The organism is Subtercola boreus (assembly GCF_003399645.1).
In the GTDB taxonomy this organism is placed as follows: domain Bacteria; phylum Actinomycetota; class Actinomycetes; order Actinomycetales; family Microbacteriaceae; genus Subtercola; species Subtercola boreus_A.
Genome location: NZ_NBXD01000016.1, coordinates 79,888 through 101,924 on the forward strand (window position 1 = coordinate 79,888; position 22,037 = coordinate 101,924).

19 protein-coding genes are annotated in these 22,037 nt (G+C 66.5%); 7 read left to right on the forward strand and 12 right to left on the reverse strand.

The annotated features are described in order from the left end of the window. Positions 1–2 precede the first annotated feature (2 nt). Positions 3–524: a GNAT family N-acetyltransferase gene (locus B7R24_RS08675; RefSeq protein ID WP_116418578.1), complete on the forward strand. Its 522-nt coding sequence runs from the start codon at positions 3–5 to the stop codon at positions 522–524. Between the two features lie 23 nt (positions 525–547). Here the strand turns inward: B7R24_RS08675 and B7R24_RS08680 are convergent, their stop codons facing one another. The 3 genes from B7R24_RS08680 to B7R24_RS08690 form a co-directional block, all read right to left on the reverse strand. Then, the gene (locus B7R24_RS08680; protein ID WP_116418579.1) at positions 548–1,789 is read right to left on the reverse strand and encodes a sugar ABC transporter permease; all 1,242 of its coding nucleotides are present in this window, start codon (positions 1,787–1,789) and stop codon (positions 548–550) included. Next, positions 1,786–2,664: an ATP-binding cassette domain-containing protein gene (locus B7R24_RS08685; protein ID WP_116418580.1), complete on the reverse strand. Its 879-nt coding sequence runs from the start codon at positions 2,662–2,664 to the stop codon at positions 1,786–1,788. The genes B7R24_RS08680 and B7R24_RS08685 overlap by 4 nt, the downstream gene beginning before the upstream one ends. A gap of 97 nt (positions 2,665–2,761) precedes the next feature. Next, entirely contained in the window at positions 2,762–3,838 is a 1,077-nt protein-coding gene (locus B7R24_RS08690; RefSeq protein ID WP_216363650.1) for an ABC transporter substrate-binding protein, read from the reverse strand. A 137-nt stretch (positions 3,839–3,975) separates the two neighbouring features. Between B7R24_RS08690 and B7R24_RS08695 the strand changes: the two genes are divergently transcribed. The 5 genes from B7R24_RS08695 to B7R24_RS08715 all read left to right on the forward strand — a co-directional run bounded on the left by B7R24_RS08695 (position 3,976) and on the right by B7R24_RS08715 (position 9,624). Then, complete coding sequence (locus B7R24_RS08695) at positions 3,976–4,767, forward strand: DeoR/GlpR family DNA-binding transcription regulator (protein ID WP_116418582.1); 792 nt, start codon at positions 3,976–3,978, stop codon at positions 4,765–4,767. Between the two features lie 114 nt (positions 4,768–4,881). Further along, complete coding sequence (locus B7R24_RS08700; protein ID WP_116418583.1) at positions 4,882–5,946, forward strand: 2-hydroxyacid dehydrogenase; 1,065 nt, start codon at positions 4,882–4,884, stop codon at positions 5,944–5,946. Further along, positions 5,943–7,460, forward strand: coding sequence for an FGGY-family carbohydrate kinase (locus B7R24_RS08705; RefSeq protein ID WP_116418584.1), 1,518 nt, complete (start codon positions 5,943–5,945; stop codon positions 7,458–7,460). The genes B7R24_RS08700 and B7R24_RS08705 overlap by 4 nt, the downstream gene beginning before the upstream one ends. Beyond that, positions 7,457–8,989 (forward strand): FGGY-family carbohydrate kinase, encoded by a 1,533-nt coding sequence (locus tag B7R24_RS08710; RefSeq protein WP_116418585.1) that lies wholly within the window; start codon positions 7,457–7,459, stop codon positions 8,987–8,989. The genes B7R24_RS08705 and B7R24_RS08710 overlap by 4 nt, the downstream gene beginning before the upstream one ends. Continuing rightward, the gene (locus B7R24_RS08715) at positions 8,986–9,624 is read left to right on the forward strand and encodes a histidine phosphatase family protein (RefSeq protein ID WP_116418586.1); all 639 of its coding nucleotides are present in this window, start codon (positions 8,986–8,988) and stop codon (positions 9,622–9,624) included. The genes B7R24_RS08710 and B7R24_RS08715 overlap by 4 nt, the downstream gene beginning before the upstream one ends. A gap of 78 nt (positions 9,625–9,702) precedes the next feature. Here the strand turns inward: B7R24_RS08715 and B7R24_RS18075 are convergent, their stop codons facing one another. The 9 genes from B7R24_RS18075 to B7R24_RS08755 all read right to left on the reverse strand — a co-directional run bounded on the left by B7R24_RS18075 (position 9,703) and on the right by B7R24_RS08755 (position 21,375). Further along, positions 9,703–9,804, reverse strand: coding sequence for an MmyB family transcriptional regulator (locus tag B7R24_RS18075; protein ID WP_253259360.1), 102 nt, complete (start codon positions 9,802–9,804; stop codon positions 9,703–9,705). Between the two features lie 174 nt (positions 9,805–9,978). Next, positions 9,979–11,502, reverse strand: a complete 1,524-nt coding sequence (locus B7R24_RS08725; RefSeq protein ID WP_172582757.1) for a GGDEF domain-containing protein — start codon at positions 11,500–11,502, stop codon at positions 9,979–9,981. Continuing rightward, positions 11,499–11,990 carry a hypothetical protein gene (locus tag B7R24_RS17580; RefSeq protein ID WP_172582758.1) on the reverse strand — a complete coding sequence of 164 codons (492 nt, stop codon included), beginning with the start codon at positions 11,988–11,990 and terminating at the stop codon, positions 11,499–11,501. The genes B7R24_RS08725 and B7R24_RS17580 overlap by 4 nt, the downstream gene beginning before the upstream one ends. A gap of 49 nt (positions 11,991–12,039) precedes the next feature. Continuing rightward, positions 12,040–12,735 (reverse strand): TetR/AcrR family transcriptional regulator, encoded by a 696-nt coding sequence (locus tag B7R24_RS08730; RefSeq protein ID WP_116418612.1) that lies wholly within the window; start codon positions 12,733–12,735, stop codon positions 12,040–12,042. 50 nt (positions 12,736–12,785) lie between these two features. Beyond that, complete coding sequence (locus B7R24_RS08735) at positions 12,786–14,477, reverse strand: allophanate hydrolase (protein ID WP_116418588.1); 1,692 nt, start codon at positions 14,475–14,477, stop codon at positions 12,786–12,788. After that, positions 14,474–18,127: an urea carboxylase gene (uca, locus tag B7R24_RS08740; RefSeq protein WP_116418589.1), complete on the reverse strand. Its 3,654-nt coding sequence runs from the start codon at positions 18,125–18,127 to the stop codon at positions 14,474–14,476. Before uca ends, B7R24_RS08735 begins: the two co-directional genes overlap by 4 nt. Beyond that, complete coding sequence (locus B7R24_RS08745; RefSeq protein WP_116418590.1) at positions 18,124–18,885, reverse strand: urea amidolyase associated protein UAAP2; 762 nt, start codon at positions 18,883–18,885, stop codon at positions 18,124–18,126. The genes uca and B7R24_RS08745 overlap by 4 nt, the downstream gene beginning before the upstream one ends. Continuing rightward, positions 18,882–19,730 (reverse strand): urea amidolyase associated protein UAAP1, encoded by an 849-nt coding sequence (locus tag B7R24_RS08750; RefSeq protein WP_116418591.1) that lies wholly within the window; start codon positions 19,728–19,730, stop codon positions 18,882–18,884. The genes B7R24_RS08745 and B7R24_RS08750 overlap by 4 nt, the downstream gene beginning before the upstream one ends. Positions 19,731–19,791: 61 nt before the next feature. Beyond that, entirely contained in the window at positions 19,792–21,375 is a 1,584-nt protein-coding gene (locus tag B7R24_RS08755) for an APC family permease (protein ID WP_116418592.1), read from the reverse strand. Between the two features lie 297 nt (positions 21,376–21,672). Between B7R24_RS08755 and B7R24_RS08760 the strand changes: the two genes are divergently transcribed. After that, on the forward strand, positions 21,673–22,023 hold the full coding sequence (locus B7R24_RS08760) for a YciI family protein (RefSeq protein WP_116418593.1): 351 nt from the start codon (positions 21,673–21,675) through the stop codon (positions 22,021–22,023). Positions 22,024–22,037 lie beyond the last annotated feature (14 nt).

Sequence of the window (22,037 nt, forward strand, 5' to 3'; positions counted from 1 at the left end):
CTGTGCACCTCGTCGAACGCCCCGTCACCGCGCCGGATGCCCACCTGCTGTTGACCCACTACTTCACCAGTCGCGAGCTCGACTTTCCGCGCGCCCTCGGCACCTACCGGGTGACGTACCCCGACCCCGCCCAGTTCGTGCCGCCCGCCGGGGTGTTCCTGGTGGCGACGGACGACACCGGCGAGCCGGTCGGGTGTGGCGGAATCAGGATGCTGCCCGCATCCGACCGCGCCCGGCTGCCAGAGCGCGGCGTGGCCGGCTCGGCCCACAACGCCCCCACCCCGGTGTACGAGGTGAAGCACGTCTGGCTCGAACCGGCCGCGCGCGGGCAGGGGTGGGCGAGCATCCTGATGGCCGCCCTCGAAGACCGCGCCCGTGCTTTCGGCGCAGACACCGTCGTGCTCGACACCAACGCCAGCCTCGCCAGCGCAGCCCGTCTCTACGCCCGCCTCGGCTATGGGGGCGTCGGACCCTACAATGACAACCCGAACGCGACGAACTGGTACCTCAAGCGCCTCGGCTGACGCCCGTCGCCTTCGCTCGGGGGTCAGGCACGGCCGTGCGAGGTGCGCGAACGTCGTGAGACGGAGTCGAGCGCAACGGCGAGCAGCAGCACCAGGCCGGTGACCATGAACCGGAACGACGAGTCCAGGTTGAGCAGCGTCAGGCCGCTCGAGATGGACTGGATGACGATGATTCCCAGCAGGGCGGCGAAGGCGGTACCGCGGCCGCCGAAGAGACTGGTGCCGCCGATGACAGCGGCGGCGATGGCGTTGAGATTCACGTCACCGGTGCCGCTGGATTGGCTGGATGCGGCCAGCCTGGATGCAGCGAGGATCCCGCCGACTGCGGCGAGGGTGCTGCAGACGACGAAGACGGAGGTGTAGACCGTCTTGACCCTGATGCCCGCGCGGCGTGCCGCCTCGACGTTGCCGCCCACGGCGAAGACGGCACGGCCCCATTTGGTGCGGGTGAGAGCGTAGTTCAGAATCAGCACGAGCGCGACGAAGAGAACGAACATCCAGCCGATGCCGCGGGCGATGTTGAGGTACCACGCGGCGAAGCCGAGTCCGATGAGCAGGGCGCCGCTCTTCAGGGCGATGAGGCTCAGCGGTTGGGCGGAGAGACCTGCACCTCGCCGTGCCCGAGCCTTGGCCAGGTCGCTGAGGAAGAGCCCGCCTGCTGCGATGACGACGAGCACATACGACAGCCACGCTGGTACGAAGGCGAGTTGGGCGAAGATGACGAGAGGTGAGTCGAAGGGGATGTTGATGGTGCCGATCCCCTTGAGAACGTAGAGCTGCAGTCCGAGGAAGCTGAGAAGGCCGGCGAGGGTGATCACGAAGCTCGGTACTCCGAACCGGTTGAAGATCTGTCCATAGACCCAGCCGATGACCACGCCGGTGAGCACTGCCACGGCGATCGCGGCGAACACGTTCCAACCGAGGTTGACGAAGAGGATGCCGATGATCGCTGAGGACAGTCCGCTGACAGAGCCGACGGAGAGATCGATCTGAGCGACGAGCAATACGCAGACGATTCCGAGCGCGATGACTCCGGTGGGTGAGGATTCCAGGAGCAGGTTCACCAGATTGGCTGCGGAGAGAAACCCGTGGTTGAGGATCTGCAGCACGGTCCAGATGACGGCGAGGCCGATGACGACCGGAAGTGCGCCGAGGTCTCCGCCCCGGATCTTGTCGACGAAACCGGCAATGGTTCCGCGGATGCCTTCTCTGTTCTGCAGGCGTTCATCCTGCAGGTCGGAGGGGCGGGTGGCTGTGTTCGTCATCGCTCGGTTTCCTTGTCGTTCAGGTTCTCAGACGACGGTGGCTCGACCGTCCCGTCGGGCAGCACGGTGGGCTGGATGGTGCGCAGGTCGACCTGGCTGGTGCGCCGGGTCACGGCGTTGTCGGTTGCTCCCGTGATGGCCGCGATGATCTCCTCCGGGGTCACCGTGCCGACTTTGTAGTCCCCGTTGTTCCTGCCGAGTCTGAGCACGACGACGCGGTCGGCGACGGCCTGCACATCGGCCATGTTGTGGCTGATCATGATGACTCCGAGGCCTCGCTCGCGGAGTCGTTCGACGAGGTTGAGCACTTCGGCTGTCTGCGCGACTCCCAGTGCGGCTGTCGGCTCGTCGAGGATGATCACTTTCGGGTCGCCGAGGAGTGAGCGGGCGATGGCGACGGTCTGGCGCTGGCCACCGGAGAGGGAGGCGATCGGAATCCGCACCGACGGGATCTTCGCGGAGAGCTGTCGCAGAAGCTCCCAGGAGCGCACCTCCATGGCGATGTCGTTCAGGCGGGCAGGGCGCAACTCCCGCCCGAGGAAGAGGTTCTCGATGACGTTGAGGTTGTCGCAGAGCGCCAGGTCCTGGAAGACCGTCGCTATTCCCAGGTCGAGCGCAGACGTGGGGTTCGGGATGGCTACGGGCTGGGCGTTGAAGTGGATCGTACCGGCGTCTGGCAGGTGCACCCCGGAGAGAACCTTCACGAGCGTCGATTTGCCGGCGCCGTTGTCGCCGACGATGGCGACGACTTCGCCCGCAGCGACGTCGAGGCTGATGTCGGTGAGTGCGGCGACGGCGCCGAAGCTCTTGCTGATGCCGCGGAGACTGAGGATGGTGGCCGGGGCGGTGCTCCGGTCGAGGGTGGATGTGGTCATCTGGTCCTTCTGACGGGTCGGTTGAGGGGGGCGGGCGCGGGGGTGATGTGCTTCCGCGCCCGCCCTTCACGTGGTCGGCTGTGCAGGCCGAGGCCGGCTACTGGATGCCGGCCGTCGTGCAGGCTGCCGCGTACTCGCCGGTGCAGACCTCGGCGGCGGTCATGATCTTGCTGTCGAACAGAATCTCTTTGATGTTGTCGAGCGTGACCACGTCGGGGTTGAACAGCTGCGACGGAGTGTCGTAGAGGGTCGCTTTACCGTCGACCTTGGTGCCCTGGGCGAAGGAGTAGGCAACCTCTGCCGCCGCGTCCGCGACGATGCTGATGGGTTTGGAGATGGTGTTGTACTGGGTGCCGGCCAGGATGCGCTGAGCCGCGGCGACCTCTGCGTCATTGCCCGTGACGGGGGGCACAGGGCTGGTTCCTGCTGCCTTGAATGCTGCGATGACGCCGCCACCCGTTCCGTCGTTCGCTGCGACGACACCGTTGATCTTCGTGCCGAACTGGGTGATCTGACCACTCGCCCAGTTCTGTGCCTGGGCCGGGTCCCACGCCGGAGTGTCGAATTCCGCCAGAACCGTCAGGCCGCTGGAGTCCACGGCCTCGTGGATCCCCTTCTTGATGAGACCCGCAGCAGCGTCGGTGGGCGAGCCGTTCACGATGAGGATGCTGCCGGCCGGGTCGGTCGCCTTGACCTTGTCGACGAGCGACTGTGCGATGGCCTTTCCGATTCCCTCGTTGTCGAAGGAGACGTAGTAGTCGGCCTTCTGGGTCGGGATGGGGCGGTCGTACGCGATGATCGGAATGGATGCCGCGTTGGCCGCGACGACAATACCGGCCGCCGCAGTCGAATCGACGGCATCGATGACGATCGCGTTCACGCCCTGGGCGATGGCCGAGTTCGCCTGCTGTTGCTGGGTGTCTGCGCTGGCGTTCGCATTCGAGTAAAGAACGGTGCAGTCTGCACACAGTTCCTTGACCTTCGCTTCGAACAGAGGTTTGTCCTGCTGCTCGTAGCGGGTCGAGGCGAGGTCCGGCATGAGGAACGCGATCTTGTAGGCGCCGCTGGTGGATGCTGTTCCACCGCCCGCCTGTTCGACGCATCCGCTGAGAGCGGCGGCGCTGAGGATGGCGGCCAGAGAAACGACCGCGACCTTGGCATGGATCTTCTTCATTTGCATCTCCCTTGATGATGTATATCGGTGACAGTAACAGCATTCTGGTCGTTTTGTGACATATTTGTTGGGATATTTAACACAATGGATGTGACGGACCGCCGATACACCGTGGCAAGCAGCTCTATGCTGTGTGCATGGCTGAACCGAATGTTGCTCGTCAGACCAAGGCAGCGCGGCAACGGAAGATCGTCGACCATCTGGGTTCCGTGTCGTCGGCCACAGCGGCAGAGCTCGCCGACCTGACCGGCGTGAGCCCGATGACTGTTCACCGTGACATCGATGACCTGGCCCGCCGAGGCATCCTCCGCAAGTTCCACGGCGGCGTGTCGGTGTTGCCCACGACGGTCTTCGAGAGCAGCTCCGAGTTTCGGATGCAGACCCGCTCGAGCGCCAAGAACGCCCTGGCCCGGGAAGCGCTGAAGATGGTCGAACCGGGGATGTCGATGTTGCTCGACGACTCCACCACCGTGCTCGCCCTGGCCCGGCTTCTGGGCGATGTGGGGCCCTTGACGGTGATCACCAACTACCGGCAGGCCATCGAGGAGCTCCGCGAGAACGAGGACATCCGGCTGATCATCACCGGGGGTCAGTATTCACGAACCCATGACTCCTTCATCGGTATTCCCGACCAGTCCTCTGCCGAACCCTACGCCGTCGATATCGTGTTCCAGTCGACCTCGACGATGGGCACGGAGATGACCTACCACCAGGAGCAGGACATCGTTCTGATGAAGCGTGCGATGCTGCGCTCAGGCACCCGGCGTGTGCTGATGATGGACAGCTCGAAGGTGGGACGAACGTCTCTGAACCGGTACGTTCCGGTTTCGGAATTCACCGATGTCATCCTCACCGACGACGTCGACCCGTCCATCGTGGCTCAATTGGCCGAGAAAACCGTCGTGCATCTCGCCACCTCGCGGCCATGATCGACAAGTTCTACCAGAAAGCTTGATATTTGTATCAGACCGAGTGGTAATCTGCTCGCATCGGGTAATGAGGCTCCTGGCCATCACTCCCGCGATGTGCCAGAAAGGCATGACATGCCCCACGTGCTCGCAGCAGGCGACTTGTTCGTCACGCCGTCCCTCTTCATCGATGCCATAAAGGCCCGCACAGGCCCTGAGGCCGAGGTGTCGTTCAGCGAACTGACACTGCCCTGGCCGATTGAGCCGTTCGGGCCCGTCGGTTCGGTGAACGAGGCGAGCGGAGACCCTACGGCACTGATCGGTGCCCTCGCGGGCGCCGAGGTCGCCGTGACACAGATGGCACCGTTCACTGCAGAGGTCTTCGAAAGCTCACCCGACCTCAGACTGATCAGTGTCTGCCGCGGCGGGCCGGTCAACGTCGACCTCGACGCTGCAACCCGCGCAGGGGTCATCGTGTCCTTCGCCCCGGGGCGGAACGCCGTTGCGGCAGCAGAGTTCGCCGTCGGGCTGATGCTCACCGCCATGCGCCGCGTCGTCATCGCCGACGCCGACCTGAAGAAGGGAACGTGGCGGGGTGACTACTACACCTACGACAACGCCGGATCGGAACTCGACGGCGCAACGGTGGGACTGATCGGATACGGCGCGATCGGTCGGATCGTCGCCCGGATCCTCCGCGCGTTCGGCTCCACCGTGGTCACGTTCGATCCATACGCGAGCGCCGAGGCCATCGCGGCCGACGGTGTCGAACTCGTCGAGCTCGAGGACCTGCTTCGCCGATCCTCGGTCGTCAGCCTCCACGCCCGGCTCACCGCGGAGACCCATCATCTCCTGAACGCCGAGAACCTGTCCCTCCTCCCGGTCGGCGCGGTTCTGGTCAACAGCGCGCGCGGCGACCTGCTCGACTACGCACCCCTGCCAGAACTGCTCTCCAGCGGAAGGCTGGGAGCCCTCGCCCTCGACGTGTACGACGTCGAACCACCATCCGCGGACTGGCCGCTCTTCGCCGCCCCGAACGTGGTCTTGTCACCCCACCTGGCGGGAGCGACGAAACAGACCGCGGAACGCGCCGCGAACATCGTCGCCGATGACATCGCCGCCTACCTGCGCGGAGACAGACCCCGGTACGTCGCCAACCCTGACGTGTGGAACGTGCTCTCCGAGAGGTTTGGCTCATGATCGTCGGCGTCGATATCGGAACCTCGATCACCAAAGCCTCCGCCATCTTCCACGACGGCAGGGTCGGTGCGACCGCGAGCATGCCGTCCCGGCTCATCCAGCTCAGCGGCGGGCGTGTGGAACAGGACCTCGAGAACGTGCTCGACTCGGTCGCCTCTGTGGTCAGGAGGATCGTGGCCTCTGCGACAGAGCCCATCGAGGCCGTCGCTCTGACCGGACAGGGGGATGGTCTCTGGCTTCGGGATCACGAAGGTCGAGCCGTCAGGCCGATGATCTCCTGGATGGATGCCCGGGCCGCCGACACCATCGAAGAGTGGAACACAGGTGGCGCCTCGAGTGTGTCGCAACAGATCTTCCGGCTCACCGGATCCGGTATCTTCCCCGGCTGCCACGCAGCGCTGCTCCACTGGCTCGCGCAGAATGAGCCTGAGTCCCTGGCGCACGCTGCCGTCGCGGGTTACTGCGTCGACGCCGTCATCCACAACCTCACCGGTGTCATCACGGTCGATGCATCCGATGCCTCCCTGCCGTTCATGGACGTCACGACCGGGCAGTACGTACCCGGAGCTCTCGAGCTCTGCGGTATCGGTGAGTGGGCCCATCTCCTTCCCGCCCCCGCAGGACCGGGCGCGCTCTTCCGGCTCGACGACCGGGGCGCTGACCTCCTGGGGCTGCCGGTGGGCACCCCCGTCACCGGCGGGCCCTACGATCTGCAGGCCTGCGGATTCGGATCCGGCACCACCCGGTCGGGCGAAGGCACGCTTGTCGTCGGCACCACCCTCAGCTGCCAGGTGCTCACGGAAGACAGGACGATCCCGCCCGACGCCGACCCCGCAGGAATGTGGCTGTGCACGCCGGAGCCCGGGCTCTACCTGCGCGTCATGCCTTCGATGGTCGGAACAGCGAGCATCGACTGGCTGCTCGGTCTCTTCGAACTCGCCCCCGAGGCATTGAACGACTTGCTCCTTCTGAGCGCTCCGGGTGCAGACGGAGTCAGCGCTCTCTCCTTCCTCTCCCCCGCCGGTGAACGCGCACCCTTCGTCGACCCGCTCGCCCGCGGCCAGTTCTCGGGGATCCAGCTGCGAAGCACCCGGGCAGACATCGTGAGAGCCCTCTGCGAAGGCCTCGCGTTCGCTGCGCGACACTGTTTCGAGGTCATGGGACTGAGCGACGACGTCGCTGCATGTGGTGGTGGATTGAAATCGGAGGAATGGGCGCACATCTTCGCCGACGTACTGGGTCGGCCGCTCTACCTGCCGGATGACGCCGCCGTCGGAGCACGGGGAGCCGCGATGATCGCGTGGGCACAACTCGGACGACCCGTCGACAGCGATCTCTGGCGCGCCCAGAGGCGACGCATCGACCCCGACCTCGATCGAGCGGCGCTCTACAACACCCTCTACGGCGAATACCAGCAGCGACTCGACAGCGCCCGCGCACTCTGGCCCCTCGGCAGGGTGGCGCATCCGGAAGGTGCCGACAGATCCACCCGCGCCGGCTCGATCACCCCATGAGTGCTTCCGATGAGCTCTGGATCGGGATCGACGTCGGAACCCAGAGCGTGAAGGTCTCCGTCGTCGACGGTGCCGGCGCGCTCCGGGCTGCAGCAGGCTCACCACTGCACAGCATCCGGGAGAAACATGCCGGAGGGGATCGCCACGAGCAGGACCCCCAGCAGTGGATCAGCGCGACCAGGGAAGCGCTCGGCGACGCCCTCCAGGGAATCGGGCCCTCTGAGAAGTCGCAGATAGGCGGAATGGCAGTCTGCTCGACCAGCGGCAGCATCACCCTCGTCGACGCTGAGGGCCGCCCTGTCTCAACGGGGATCATGTACGACGACGCCCGGGCCGGTGAGCTGTCGGCGGAGGTCGCCGCAGCCGACCCCGGGCTCTGGGCCAGACTCGGCTACCGGATCCAGCCGACCTGGGCGCTACCGAAGATCCTCTGGCTCGAGCGCAACCGCCTCCTCGACTCAGCGCCGGAGACCCCGCATTATGTAGCCCACCAGGCAGACGTCGTCGCCTCCGCCCTCGTCGGTCACCGCGTCGCCAGCGACTGGAGCCACTCGCTAAAATCCGGGTACGACCTCCTCGAGGAGCACTGGCCCACGCTGGCTCTGCAGCACCTCGGCATCGATCCTGAGGTGCTGCCGGTTGTCGTTCCGCCCGGAACGGTTCTCGGCAACACCTCCTCCTCCCTCACTGCGACCACCGGTGTTCCGACCGGAGTACCGGTGTTCGCCGGGATGACTGACGGGTGTGCAGCCCAGCTCGGAGCCGGTGCAATCGGCCTCGGTGACTGGCATACCGTCATCGGCACGACGATGGTCATGAAATCGGTGAGCACGCAGCTGGTCTTCGATGACGCCGGAGCCGTGTACTCACACCGCTCCCCCGAAGCGGCACGGTGGCTCCCGGGGGGAGCGTCGAACGTCGGTGCCGGCATCCTCACCACCCTCTTCCCCGGCGCGCAGCTCGACGAACTGACCTCCGCCGTCGCGGCCCGCTACGATCACCGCACGGCTGACCTCCCCTTCAGCTACCCCCTTCCCGGAGTCGGCGAACGATTCCCTGTCGTCGCACCGCAAGCGAGAGGCTTTGTGAGCAGCAACGGCCAGGATCATCCGATCGATGAAGCCATCGAGCATCTGGGGCAGACTGCCGCCTACGCCGCCATTCTGGTCGGCGTGGCCTGCGTCGAACGACTCGCCCTCGAGCAGCTCGCCCGCGCCGGAGCGGCGACGACAGGAACGATCAGTTCCTCGGGCGGAGGAACCCGAAACGCCTGGTGGGTGCAACTTCGCGCCGATCTGATCGGCAGGGAGATAACCGTCTCATCCACCGCAGACGGATCCACCGGTATGGCGATCCTCGCCGCCTGGGCCGGGCAGAGCCAGCCCGAGGTGCCTCTCGCCTCCATCGCTTCGACGATGTCGCATTCGGAGATCACCTACCGGCCGAATGCAGAACGATCGGTGGAACTCGAAACGGTCTACCGCACGTTTCTCGCCGCAGTCACCAACAGGGGGTGGATCGCCCCGTGACCGTTCTGCACCTCGCCCGCCACGGCGAAACGGTGTGGCATTCGGAGAACCGGTACGCTGGCTCCTCTGACATCGCCCTCACTCCGAAAGGTGTCGGCCAGAGCCAGGCGCTCGCGCGCTGGGCAGAAGCCCACGGCGTCACAGACATCCACACTTCCGACCTGCAGCGCGCCATCCAGACGGCCAGGCCCTCTGCCGACGCGCTCGGACTCCAGCTGCACCAGGATGCCAGGCTCCGCGAGGTGCACTTCGGTGCAGGCGAGGGACTCACCACCGAGGAGATGCGAGTGAGCTTTCCCGGGGCCCTGCAGTCCTACCGGCGAGCACCCGCCACGTCACCGCTGCCAACAGCTGAGAGCGGCCAGCACGCCGTCGACCGGGCATGGCCGGCCCTCCACGAGATTGCCGGCCGACGAGACGGTCGTGAACCCGGGAACGCACACCCAGAACGGGTTGCGCTCATCGTGATGCACTCCACACTCCTGCGCCTCATTCTCTGCCAGACCCTCGGAATTCCCCTGGATGCCTACAGAACCGCGTTCCCCACGGTCATCAACGTCGCCATAACCACCATCAGCCTCCCCCGCGACGGTCGCTCCGGCGGGTCACTGCTGGCCTACAACACCCCGGTCTGATCGTTCGCACCGTCACTCCGGCAGATCCAGCGTTCTCGCTGTCTCGTCGGAGGGGCTGCGACGGCTGCGGTCGCCCAGTTACATCTCTGCGAACCGGTCCCAGTCGGGAGAGAACTCGCGTGAGGCGGGGTCGAGAAACTGGAACCGGGCGAGGTTCGGGGTTCGGCCGCCGTCGCCGATGAGGGGTGCGTAGAACGCGCGGCCGAGTTCATTGGCTCGGCCGGTTCAAAGCGGTTCTACTCACTCGTGGGCGGGGCCGCCCCGAGAGGGGAATGCCGTGGGTCGCGACCTCGCTCCGCCGAAGACCTGCGACCCGGCGGTTGGGACCGGCTTGGAGCGTCGGCCCGCGTGTCTTCAGTCCGCGTCGTCGAGGATGGCTGCAGTTCCGGCCGATGATCGAACGGAGAATGGTCTCGTGTTTCGGGTTGCTCTCATCGGCCAGGAACACGCGATCGATCTTCGCGAGAGACCGGGGGTTGTCAACAACGTAGCGGTTGCGGCGTGTTCTTGCCCATAGTCATCCAGGGCGATGATCAATCCTTCGGCAGCAAGCTCCCGCACCCTCTCGACGATGGTGGAGTCGACCCGGCCGAGAGAGTTCTCGGTCAGCTCCAGGCACATCCGTATCGCCGGGTGCATGAGCCGGCGGGCGCGAAGCGCGTTCACGAACCCGTCACGGAGCAGCTGGTCGGCCTCGATGTTGATGCTGAGGAAAGACACCTCGGGTGTGATGGTCTGGGAGGCCGTCATGTGATGCAGCGCACGGTCCGTGATCTGCAGGGTCAGATCATCCAGCATTCCCTGGTCCCGGGCAATATCGATCAGGGTCGGCGGGCTGAGCGGGGTGTTGTCGGCGCGGGTGTATCTGGCCAGGACTTCGAACCCGACGATGTACCCGCCAGCCACATCGACAACGGGTTGGAACGCCACCGTGACCGAACCTTCGCGAATCGCGCCCATGACCTCTGCGACGAGACCGATTGACTCCGCAACCAGACCTTCAGCATGTTTTCGTTCTCGTTTCTGTTCATACATCCGTTCGTCGGCCGCTTTCATCACCTCATCGAACGTCGAACGACCAACCGGGGCGGGCGCTCCGATACCGATTCGTGCATCTATGGTCAACGACTCGATCTGGACCGGTTTCTCCACCGCACGGCCGATGCGCGACGCGACCGCGCTGGCAGTGTCCGAGTCCAGGAGTACCGCGAATTCGTCACCGCCTATCCGAGCAACGATGTCCTCTGCACGAACGCTCTTCCGGATCCGACGCCCGACGATATCGAGCACCGTGTTGCCGACGGAATGACCGTGCGTGTCATTGACGAGTTTGAAGTCATCGAGGTCCATCAACAGGATCGCGTACCGACCGGGTTCCGTGAGGGCCTGGAATTCCTCGAAGAAGCCGCGGATGTTCAACAGGCCCGTCACAGAATCTGTTGTCGCCTGGTCACGGAGTGTTCGCGTGCTTCGGCGGTCATACAGTGCTTGGGTTGCGATGTGCGCGAGCGCCTCCAGCGCTTTGCGTTCCAGTGCGGAGAATCCGTCGGAGTCTGAGCGGCGGGTGAGGATGATGTGGCGGGTTGTGTCTCCCGGGGCGTGCACCGGAGCGGAGAGTTCGAATGGGCGCCCCGGTTTCGCATCGATGCGGGTGCTGCCAGCAGGAATGGTAGCGCGGGCGGCGTTTTCGAGCGCCACCAGAATCGTTTCGTCACTACCCCACGGCAAGGCGAGGGCAGCGTTGATGAGACCGTTCAGCTTCTGCTCGAGACGGGTGCGCCGCACCTGCTGGCTGATGACAAGCAGTACCAGCGCGACGATGAGGAGGCTGTTCGCTGAGCGGATCTCCAAACCAGCGCCCAGATCGATCCTGCTCACCGGCGCAGACAGATGCGCCCTGGCATACCCGAGAACGCGATCACCGCCTGCACATACTCCGAACCGATCGCCAACACCGCGTAGGCCAACACAGACGGCACGACGGCGAGCACCGGCCACCATCCGAAACCCGGGAACAGACCCCGCACCAGAACGAACGCCGCCCCGGACCGAGCGGTCAGACCCGACCAGTACACAACAATCAGCCACGACCGACGAAGGATCACCTGAATGAGGAGGATCGAGATCAACCAGAGCACAAGAGCGCTGACCGGTTCGACATCCTCGGCGATGAACGCCAGCACGACGACCGCGACGCCGATCGACACGGTTCCCACACCAGACGCCAACTCGATCCGGAACGGCAGCACCAACCACATCGCAGCGAACAGAACCAGGAACGGCAACCAGAGCGAAGGAAGAGATTCGACCCGGGAGACGAACAAGACGGCAGCCACACCGACGCCGGCGAAACCCACCCACAACATCGGTCACCTCAACGCGTGGGACCGGCCCTGACCGAGGCTCTCAGAGATCTCACTCATGCGGAACGACGAACCCGTTCGCTTCGATGCGAGCGGACGCGATCTCGGGGGTCGACAGCCCGAGCACCCGAAGACACGATGAGGCGATGGTGGCATCATCGTCTTCTGCGGCCGCGTCGGTGGTGTCGCGGCGCAGTTGGATGACGAGTTCGACGAGCTGGATGAGGAGCGATCCGATTCGGTGCTCGCTGAGGGTGGCGATGACGTCCGGGTGCGCAGCCGCGGCCCCGAGTCGGCCGTAGCTGGCCTGGAGTCGTACGCGCTCGTTGCGAAAGTCGTCGTACCTCGCATCCTGGATCTCGGGCAGCAGATACAGCGTGCCGATGTTGTGGGGGGTGCGGCGGAGCGTTCGGGCGTCGGTGCTGGCAAGCGCGAACAGGGCCCCGGCCGGGCTGATCCGTTCGGGCACGAGGGCTTCGATTCCGTCGACGAACTCGATACTCGGCCGCACCGAACCGGAGAGGAGTTCTGCGAGGATGTCGTCCTTGCCGGCGAAGTGGTAGTAGAGGGACTGTTGCCGGATGCCGACCCTGTCGGCGATCGCGCGGGTCGAAGCCCCGGAGAAGCCCGACTCGGCGAAGAGAGCTGCGGCTGCGTCGAGGATCTGTTCTCTGGCCGTCAGGGTGCCGTCGGGTGCGTCAGCGTTGGCTCGGGGGCGACCGGCTCTGCTCGGTGGTGCGGTGGTCATGGTCTCCATGGTCTCACCCCGAAGGTTCGGCACAGTCGTCTACCCGGTGTTCAAAGCGGCAGCCAGGCGAGCCAGCCGCCGTAGCCGCTGATGTCCTGTGTACCGATGGTGGCGACCGATTCGCAGAGAAACCCCGACACGGCAGAGCCGTCTTCGAGCATCACCTTCCCGATGGCCATCGGTGAGGGCAGGGCGGCGACGAAGGTGCCAAACCCGGCGGCCGGCAGCGTCCACACCTCCCCCGCAATCGCGGTCCCGCCGGTGACGACGCGTACGAGGCCGGGCTTCGGCGGTGTCGTGTCGAGGGCGAAGAGGGCGTAGTCGGCGCTGGTGCGGATGCTTCGGGAGAAGGTGCCTCCAGCGGAGACGAGCTGCTGGTTGAGCGGTTGATCGGTCAGGTGTGCTCCGACGACGAGGATGTCGATGGCGGGCTGGAGCAGGCGCTCCGCGATGTGGTGCACAGCGAGGTCGTGGAACGCGGGTGCGGTGATCATCACACCGAAGGGAAGCCCGTCCACCGTACCGGCCGGGATGGAAGTGGAGGTCATGTCGAGCAGGTTCGCGAAGTTCGTGTACCGGCCCATCCGGCTGTTGCCGCCGATGGGGTCGGCGGCGAGTTGTTCGAGGGTGGGGTGCCAGGTGGTCGTCGGGGTCAGCAGGGCATCGCATCCGGCGAGAGCGGTGCGGGCGACCGAACCGAGGCGATCGAGCTCCTCCCTGTCGTGGAGGAGTTCGACGGCAGTCTTTGCCGCGCCGCCGAGCACGATTGCGGCTACAGAGGGGTCGAGATCGGAGCCGATGAGGTCCCGGTGCTCGTCGATGTGGGCGCCGACGGCGGCGTACCTCTCGGCGACGAAGGCGCCGTCGTAGAGCAGCACGGCCGCTTTGAGAAGGGCGGTGATGTCCACCTCGACGACGTCGACTCCGGCAGCCCCGAGGCGCGCTGCCGCTCTGCGGAAGGCCTCGGCCCAGCCGGGGGCGAGGCCCTCGAGTTGATCGGCCGTCGGGATTCCGATGCGAGGCCGGGACGGCAGCACGGAGCCGGCCGCGTGCTGGGCCGCCTCGTCGGGAGTGCGCGCGAGGGGGTCGATGCCGTCAGGTCCGGTGAGCAGCTCGGCAGTGTTCCGCGCGAGGCCCAGCTCGCGCGCGAAGACCGTGACGCAGTCGAGGCTGCGGCACGCGGGAACGACTCCGGTCGTGGGGATCCGGCCGCGGGTGAGTTTGACGCCGACGATCCCGTTCAGTGCGGCGGGAACCCGGCCGGACCCGGCGGTGTCTGTTCCGAGAGCCACATCGACGATGCCGAGGGCGACGGCGACGGCTGACCCGGAGCTCGAGCCGCCGGAGATGCGGCTGGGATCCCAGGCGTTGCGAACGGCGCCGAAGGGACTCCGGGCGCCGACGAGGCCGGTCGCGAACTGGTCGAGGTTGGTCTTTCCGATCACCACGCTGCCGGCGTCGCGCAATCGGCGCACGGCGGTGGCGTCTCGGCCCGGCCGGTAGCGGAAGCTGGGGGCTGCGGCTGTGGTGTCGAGTCCGAGAACGTCGATGTTGTCCTTGACCCCAGCGACAGTTCCGGCGAGAGGGAGGCTCTCCCCCGCTGCGACACGGGCGTCGATGGTGGCAGCCTCGGCGAGGGCATCCTGCTCGTCACGGATGCTGATCCAGATCTCGGGACGGTCGAGGGCGCGCAGGCGCGCATAGGCGGCCGTCACGCGATCGACGGAGGTGGGGAGTGTCATTTCGCGTCTCCGATGATCGAGAGGAGGATCTGCCCGGGTGCGACCTGCTCGCCGGGGCGGACGTGGATTTCGTCGATGGTGCCGGCCTCGTCGGCGAGCACGGAGGACTCCATCTTCATCGCCTCGAGCGACAGCAGTTTCTCGCCTGCTGCGACTCTCTGGCCGGGTTCGACGGAAACCTGCCAGACGGTCGAGGTGAACGGAGCGGAGACGCCGATGGCGCCCTCGGCGAGGATGACCGGGTCGGCGGGCTGCAGTTCTTTCGCATCAGGACGAACGTCGAACTCGCCGGATGCCCGCCAGCGCTCCTTCTCTTCGCCGAACGCCCGCGCCTGCACGGCACGGAAGTCCGTGATCGACTCGGCGTTGTCAGAAAGAAACCGCTGGTGGTCCGCAATCGCGAAGCTGCCCTCGACGGTCTCGAAGTCTCCCCGCCCGGCGTCGGTCTCGGCGCGCAGCTCGAGGAGCTCGTCGGCGCCGACCGGGTACCACTCGATGCGGTCGAAGAACTTCAGGGCCCAGGGGTTGTCGGCGAAGAGCCCGCCGCGGCGGAACCTGTTCCAGACCTGCACGGTGCGGCCGACGAACTGGTAGCCGCCGGGCCCTTCCATGCCGTAGATGCACAGGTAGGCGCCGCCGATACCGACCGAGTTCTCCGCCGTCCAGGTCCGGGCGGGGTTGTACTTGGTGGTGACGAGACGGTGCCGCGGGTCCAGCGGGGTGGCGACGGGCGCACCGAGGTAGACATCTCCGAGTCCGAGCACGAGGTAGGTCGCGTCGAAGACCGTCTTCAGCACGTCGTCGACCGAGTCGAGTCCGTTGATGCGCCGGATGAAGTCGATGTTCGACGGCGTCCACGGCGCATCGGCCCGCACCCCGTTCATGTACCGCTCGATCGCGAGGTGGGTCGCCGGGTCATCCCACGACAGCGGGAGCCGCACGGTGCGCGAGGGAACAACGAGTTCGTGGGTGGCGGGGATGTCCTGCTCGATCTCCCGGAGCATCCCGGCCAGTGTCGTGGCCTTCAGTCGGGTGGAATCGGTGTGGATCTGCAGCGAGCGGATGCCGGGGGTCAGCTCGAGCACACCGGCAGGCGACTCGTCCTTCAACCGGGTCATGAGCGCGTGCACGCGCATCCGGAGGCCGAGGTCCAGGGTGAGGTCGCCGTACTCGACGAGGAGGTTGTCGTCGCCGTCGCGCCGGTAGGTGACCGAGGGGCGGTCCTCGTCTGCATCCAGTCGGGCGATCACTCCGTCGTCGCCGTCTCCCCCGGCGCTTCTCACCGTGAGGGATGCGACGTCGTGGATGTGGTCGGCGGCATCGGCTTCGCGCACGGGGACGAACCGGATCGTGTCACCGGGTCGCAGCTGACCCAGTTTCCACAGCTCTCCACTGCCGACGACCGCTGGGCAGACGAAGCCGCCGAGACTGGGGCCGTCGGGGCCGAGGATGATCGGGGTATCGCCGGTGAAGTCGATGGCGCCGACGGCGTAGGGGTTGTCATGGATGTTCGACGGGTGAAGGCCTGCCTCGCCGCCGTCTTCCCGGGCCCATTCCGGGCGGGGGCCGTCGAGACGCACACCCGTGCGGGCGGAGTTGTAGTGAACCACGTAGTCGGTGGCGTAGAAGACGTCCATGTCGGCGCGGGTGAAGAACTCCGGGGCGCCGTGCGGACCCTCAGTGACCCCGATCTGCCAGGCCGAGGTGAAGGCGGGGCGGCGGACCGCCGGGGTGGAGCCGCCGACGGTCCCGAGCCGCGCGCCGGGACGGAAGGCAGGGTGGGGGGCATCGGAGTCCGACGATCCCGGTCTCAGAACGTCCCCGGGCAGCAGGGCTCGTCCGGCGTGACCTCCGAAGCCGCCGAGAGTGAAGGTCGACGCGCTCCCCAGGTACAGGGGCACGTCGATGCCGCCACGCACGGCGAGGTAGGCGCGCTGACCGGGCCCAGCAAGGATGCCGATGGCCAGCACGCTGCCGGCCGCGGCTTCGACCGGTTCCCACATCGGCAGCGGCTCGCCGTCGAGGGTGGCGGCCGCTGGCGCGCCGGTCAGAGCGATCAGAGTGGGAGCGCTGAAACGGAGGGTCGGGCCCGTGGCGGTGATCTCGAGTCCCGGGGCGCCGGCTGGGTTGCCGACGGCCAGGTTCGCCTCGGTGAGCGACACGGCGTCCATGGGTCCGCTCGGCGGTACGCCGATCTGCCAGTATCCGGTGCGGCCGGGGATGTCCTGCACGGTGGTCATGGCGCCGGAGTCCAGAACGTCGATGCGCGGATCAGGGTCAGAGGCCTCGTCGAGGGTGGAGGTGGAGTGCACGGCGGCGCGGAGGGCGGTCTCGTCAGTGAGCGCACGGAGCAGGCCGAGGTTCGTGACGACGCCGTCGATACGGCTGGTGTCGAGCCCCTCCCGGAGGAGGTCGAGCGCGGAGTCACGGGTGGGGGCTGCGGCGATGACTTTTGCGAGCATGGGGTCGTAGTACGGCGAGACTTCGAGGCCGGTCTCGATCCACCCGTCGATGCGCACCCCGCTGAGCGCGGGGCCGCCGTGACCCGGAAAGACCGCCTGAGTGACGAGGCCGGAGCTCGGCAGGCCGTTCTTCGCGGGGTCTTCGGCGTAGACGCGCGCTTCGAGGGCATGGCCGACCGGAACGAACGGGGAGGTGAACACGTCGGGTTCGATCCCATCGGCTCCGTCGCGGGCGAGGCGGAGCATCATCGCAACGAGGTCGACCCCGTAGACCTCCTCAGTGACCGGGTGCTCGACCTGGAGGCGGGTGTTCACCTCGAGAAACGACGCCTCTTCGCGGATCGGGTCATAGACGAACTCGACGGTGCCCGCAGAACGGTACGACACAGAGGAGGCGAGAGCGTGGGCTGAATCGTGGAGCTGCTGGCGCACCCGGTCGGGAAGAGCGGGTGCGGGCGCCTCTTCGATGACCTTCTGGTTGCGGCGCTGAAGGGAGCAGTCGCGGTCGCCGATGATCGCGACCCTTCCGTCACCGGCTCCGAAGAGCTGCACCTCCACGTGCCGGGCCGGGCGCACAAGCCGTTCGAGGAAGACCCCGGCGGAACCGAAGTTCTTCTCGCCGAGACGGGCGACGCGGTCATACGCGTCACGCACCTCGGCGGCTGACGCACAGGCCTGCATGCCGATCCCGCCGCCGCCGCCGGTGGCTTTCAGCATGACCGGCATCCCGATTCTCTCTGCTTCGGCGACGGCCTCAGCGGCGGAGGACAGCAGCCCGGTGCCGGTGAGCATGGGCACGCCGGCGAGGGCAGCGAGTTCGCGTGCAGTGTGCTTCTCACCGAACGAGGCAATCTGATCCACGGTGGGCCCGACGAAGCTGATTCCCTCGCCTTCGATGCGGCGTGCGAATTCGAGGTTCTCCGAGAGGAACCCGTAGCCGGGATGAATGGCACCGGCACCGACCCGGTGTGCGGCGTCGAGAATCCGGTCGATGTCGAGATAGGACCCGCGAGCAGGAGCAGGCCCGAGGCGTATCGCCTCGTCGGCTTCGCGCACATGCGGCGCGGCCCGGTCGGCGTCGGAGTACACCGCAACGGTTCGGAGGCCGAGCGAGTGTGCGGAACGGATGATGCGACGGGCGATCTCGCCGCGGTTGGCAATGAGCAGCGTGTCGAAGGCGGAGGTCACGCGTCAGCCGATCCGGTTGCAGACGACGCGTCTGTGATGATCATCCGGAGGGGTGTGCAGTTGAAGTCGTTGCACGGATTGTTCATCTGCGGGCAGTTGGAGACGATCACCAGAACGTCCCGCTCCGCACGGAGGGCGACGCGTTTGCCGGGTGCAGACATCCCGTCGACGATGCCGAGCGTGCCGTCCTCCTCGACGGGCACGTTCATGAACCAGTTGATGTTGGAGACGAGGTCGCGGGCGCCCAGGCCGTGCCGGGCCGCTTCGGCGAGGAAGTTCTCGCGGCAACCGTGTTGGTGTTCGGTGTGGAAGCCGTAGCGGAGGGTATTGGACTCTTTCGAGCAGGCACCGCCGATGGTGTCCTGCCGGTCGATCTCATTGCCGGTGATGGTCATCAGTGGCCGGCCGAGGTTCGAGCGGAGCACCGACCCCTCGCGCAGGTAGGCGTTGCCCTGCCAGGCAAGAGTGTCGGGCACCGAGTACCGCTCGTCGGTGTCGTGGAAGTCGTAGACGAGGAAGTCGGCCGACTGGTTGCCGCCGACATCGACGATGGTGAGGGACTGGCCGGCGCGCAGCATCGCGGACCAGGGTGCGAGGGGCGCCACGGTCTCGTCGCTGACGATTGCGCCACCGGCGAGCGGGCCCGACAAGTCGAGCGGTGAATCGGGCGTGAAGTGCGCACCGACGGGAACGGTGGAGCTGATGGTGCGCGTACCGCTCAGCTGCGTGGTCGTGGTGGTGGTGGTGGTGGTGGTCACAGTCCTCGGGCCTCCGCGTAGTCGATGGAATTGAGGTAGGCGCGGTTCACCTCGGGCGTGGCGGTGAACTGCGGGTCGCCGGGAAGCGTGGGGGTGCCCGGCCACGCGTGCACCCGGAGGGGGCCGACGAGATAGTCGTCGGCGGGGTCGAGCGGGTGGGGCACGTTGACGATGAGCACCAGCAGTGGGATCTCTGCCACGAGCTCGACGTGAGTGCCCGGCCCCGCTCCGCCCTGGAAGGTCAGTGCGCCGTCGGGTTCGACGTGCACGGCTTTGAAGAAGGAGATACTGGGCGGGAGGTCGCGGCCCGTGAGCCCGTGCTTGGAGGCGGCGAGAAGGAACCGTGACCTGCCGGAGGGGGCGGGACCCTGCGGGTCGGCGGATCCATACTTGGCGATACTGGATTCATCGGTGGTGGTGCCGCAGAACGTGTCGTGGCGTCCGGAGGTGTCGGCGGTGATGGTGGCGAGTGCGCGGCCGTCTCCGGAGAGCAGCGGGTGGCCGGAGCCGAGGTAGGCCTGCCAGGGGATCTTGATGGTGTCGGCGACGTTGAGCCGCTCGCTGGTCTCGAGCGCATTGAACAGGATGACGTGGGCGCAGGCGGCACCGGTCGGGTCATCGAGACGGATGCGTGTGCCGCGCGAAACGATCCGGTGTGTGTAGCCCCCGGGGGCGACGGTCTCCGCCCAGACGAGCGCGGCTGCAGGGACACCGTCGGGCACGAAGGGCGAGGTCGCCGCCGGCCGATAGGGCATCTGGTCAGAGGTCTGCAGCGCTTGCGCGCGAGCGTCGGCGCGGGCGGCGAGAACGCTGTCTGTGAGGTGGTCGTCGGCAATCGAGGGCATGGCGCCGTCGCTTTCTGTGGGGGTGCCGCCCGCGAGGGCGGGCGGCACCGGGAGGAATCGGTCAGGCGATGACGTCAGCTGGCGTACCGACCTGCGATGCCGACGCCGGCAGATGGCCGAGCCGGATGGCCCCGTCGCGGGCGTGGTTGCGGCGGTGCACGAGGTAGCCGGCAACGAGAGTGGCGCCGATGAAGAGCAGGGCACTCCACTGCAGCCACCAGGTCTCGCCGGTGAGATCGTAGATCTCCGCCCGCGGCCAGACGAGGTTGATCACCATGCCGATCTGGTAGAGCACGGCGAGCACATTCAGGGGGATGCCCCATCGGCCGAGCGTGAACAGCTTTCTCCCGTCCTCGTCGACACCGGGTGGGAATCCCTCTTTCCGCGAGGTGACCCGACGCACCAACAACGGGATGGTGACACCGAGGTAAGCGAGGTACAGCATCGCGATGCACAGGCTCGACAGGGCGGTGAAGATCGCGCTCTGCCCGAAGTTGACGGCCAGGGCGAGGGCAGCGCCGACGCCGACGACGATGCTCGTCGCAATCGGTGTTCCCGTTCGCGGCGAGACCCTCGCGAGGGTACGCCAGAACGGCAGGGCACGTTCACGGGCCATCGAGTACATCATGCGCGAGCCCGAGGTCTGAACGGCCAGGGTGCAGGCGAAGACGGCGACCGCGACGGCGACGAGCAGCAGTCGTCCGAAGACCGGGCCGAGGCGTTCCGTGACGACATAGGCGATGCCACCGCTGGCGAGGTTGCCGTCGGTGAGGCTCGGCGCAGACACCAGGGCGGCGATGATGAGCAGAGCCCCACCGAGACCGGAGACGATCACCGCGCGAAGAATCGTCTTCGGGATCGTTCTGCGCGGGGCGTGGGTCTCCTCCGCTAGCTCACCGGCAGAATCGAAACCGACCAGAACGTAGGCGGCCATGAGCGACGAGGCGAGAAACGCCCAGACATAGGGATCGCCGGTGGGGCCGGCGCCTTCCGTCGTGAAGACGACCGAAGGGTCCCGGGCAGGCAGCAGCAGCAGAGCTGCGACAAGCACGATGACCCCGACGATCTCGATGAAGACGCCGACGCTCGTCGCCAACGCCATGATGCGTACGCTCAGGATGTTCACGACCGTCGTGATGACGAGCAGGATCACGCCCAGCAGCACCGCGTTCTGCGCCCCCGTGGCCGAGGCAAGCGACGGGTCAGCCGTCGGTCCGCCCACTATCTGGAAGCCCTCCCAGATAGCAGGGAGCACGGCCTGAACGGCGATCGCGGCGACCGCTACCGTCAGGGTCTGAGCGACGATCATCACCCAACCGGTGAACCAGCCGAACGTCGTACCGGCTAGCCGGCTCGCCCACTGGAAGATCGACCCAGCAATCGGCCAGCTCGCAGCGAGCTGGGCGAAGTTGAGGGCCACCAGCAGCTGCCCGACGAAGACGATCGGCCAGGTCCAGAAGAACGCAGCCCCCCCGATCCCGAACCCCAACCCGAAGAGCTGGAAGACCGTCGTGAGGATCGACACGAACGAGAAGCCCGCAGCGAAGGATGCGAACGAACCCACCCCACGGTGGAGTTCCTGTCGATAATGGGTGACTGAGGGTGATGACGTGGAGTGGAGCGTGGGTGGTTCCTGGGCACTCATGGGCACAGCCTTCCGCGAACGAACATCCAATAACTGTCGATTGACAGGCAGTGATCTCATGGTGGGTGGCCGCGGTTGCCAGCCCATTTCACGCGTGTTAACTTCCTGTTTCGTGCCCCGCTGCAGAATCGAAGACGGCACGGTGACGGACGGTCCGTTCGTCCCGAGCAAGGAAGCCGGCCGCCCTTCTCCAACCCGCTCGCCCTTTTCTGACTCGGATTTCGCGGTTCGTGTCGAATCGGGGCTTGCCCGTTCGCTGTGGAGATGAAACTGTTCCCCTAACGAAAGGACACGACCGTGAAGTACGTCATCATGTTCACAACCACCCCCGAACTCGACGCAGCGGTATCGCCTGAGCACGCCGAGCAGGTCTACCGCCGCACCTACGACTGGTTCGGCACGCACAGCGAGGTGATGACCGAGTCCGGCGCCCAGCTGCAGCCGGTCACCACCGCGACCACGGTCAGCTACGGCGGCGACGCACCGGTCGTGGCCGACGGGCCGTTCTCGGAGGCGAAGGAGGTCATCGGCGGATTCCAGGTGATCGATGTTCCCGACCTCGACGCGGCAATCGCCGTCGTCAAGACGTGGCCGCTGCTCGAGCTGCCCGGCGTTTCGGTCGAGATCCGCCCGATCATCGTCTACTAGCGCCACATCGAGCC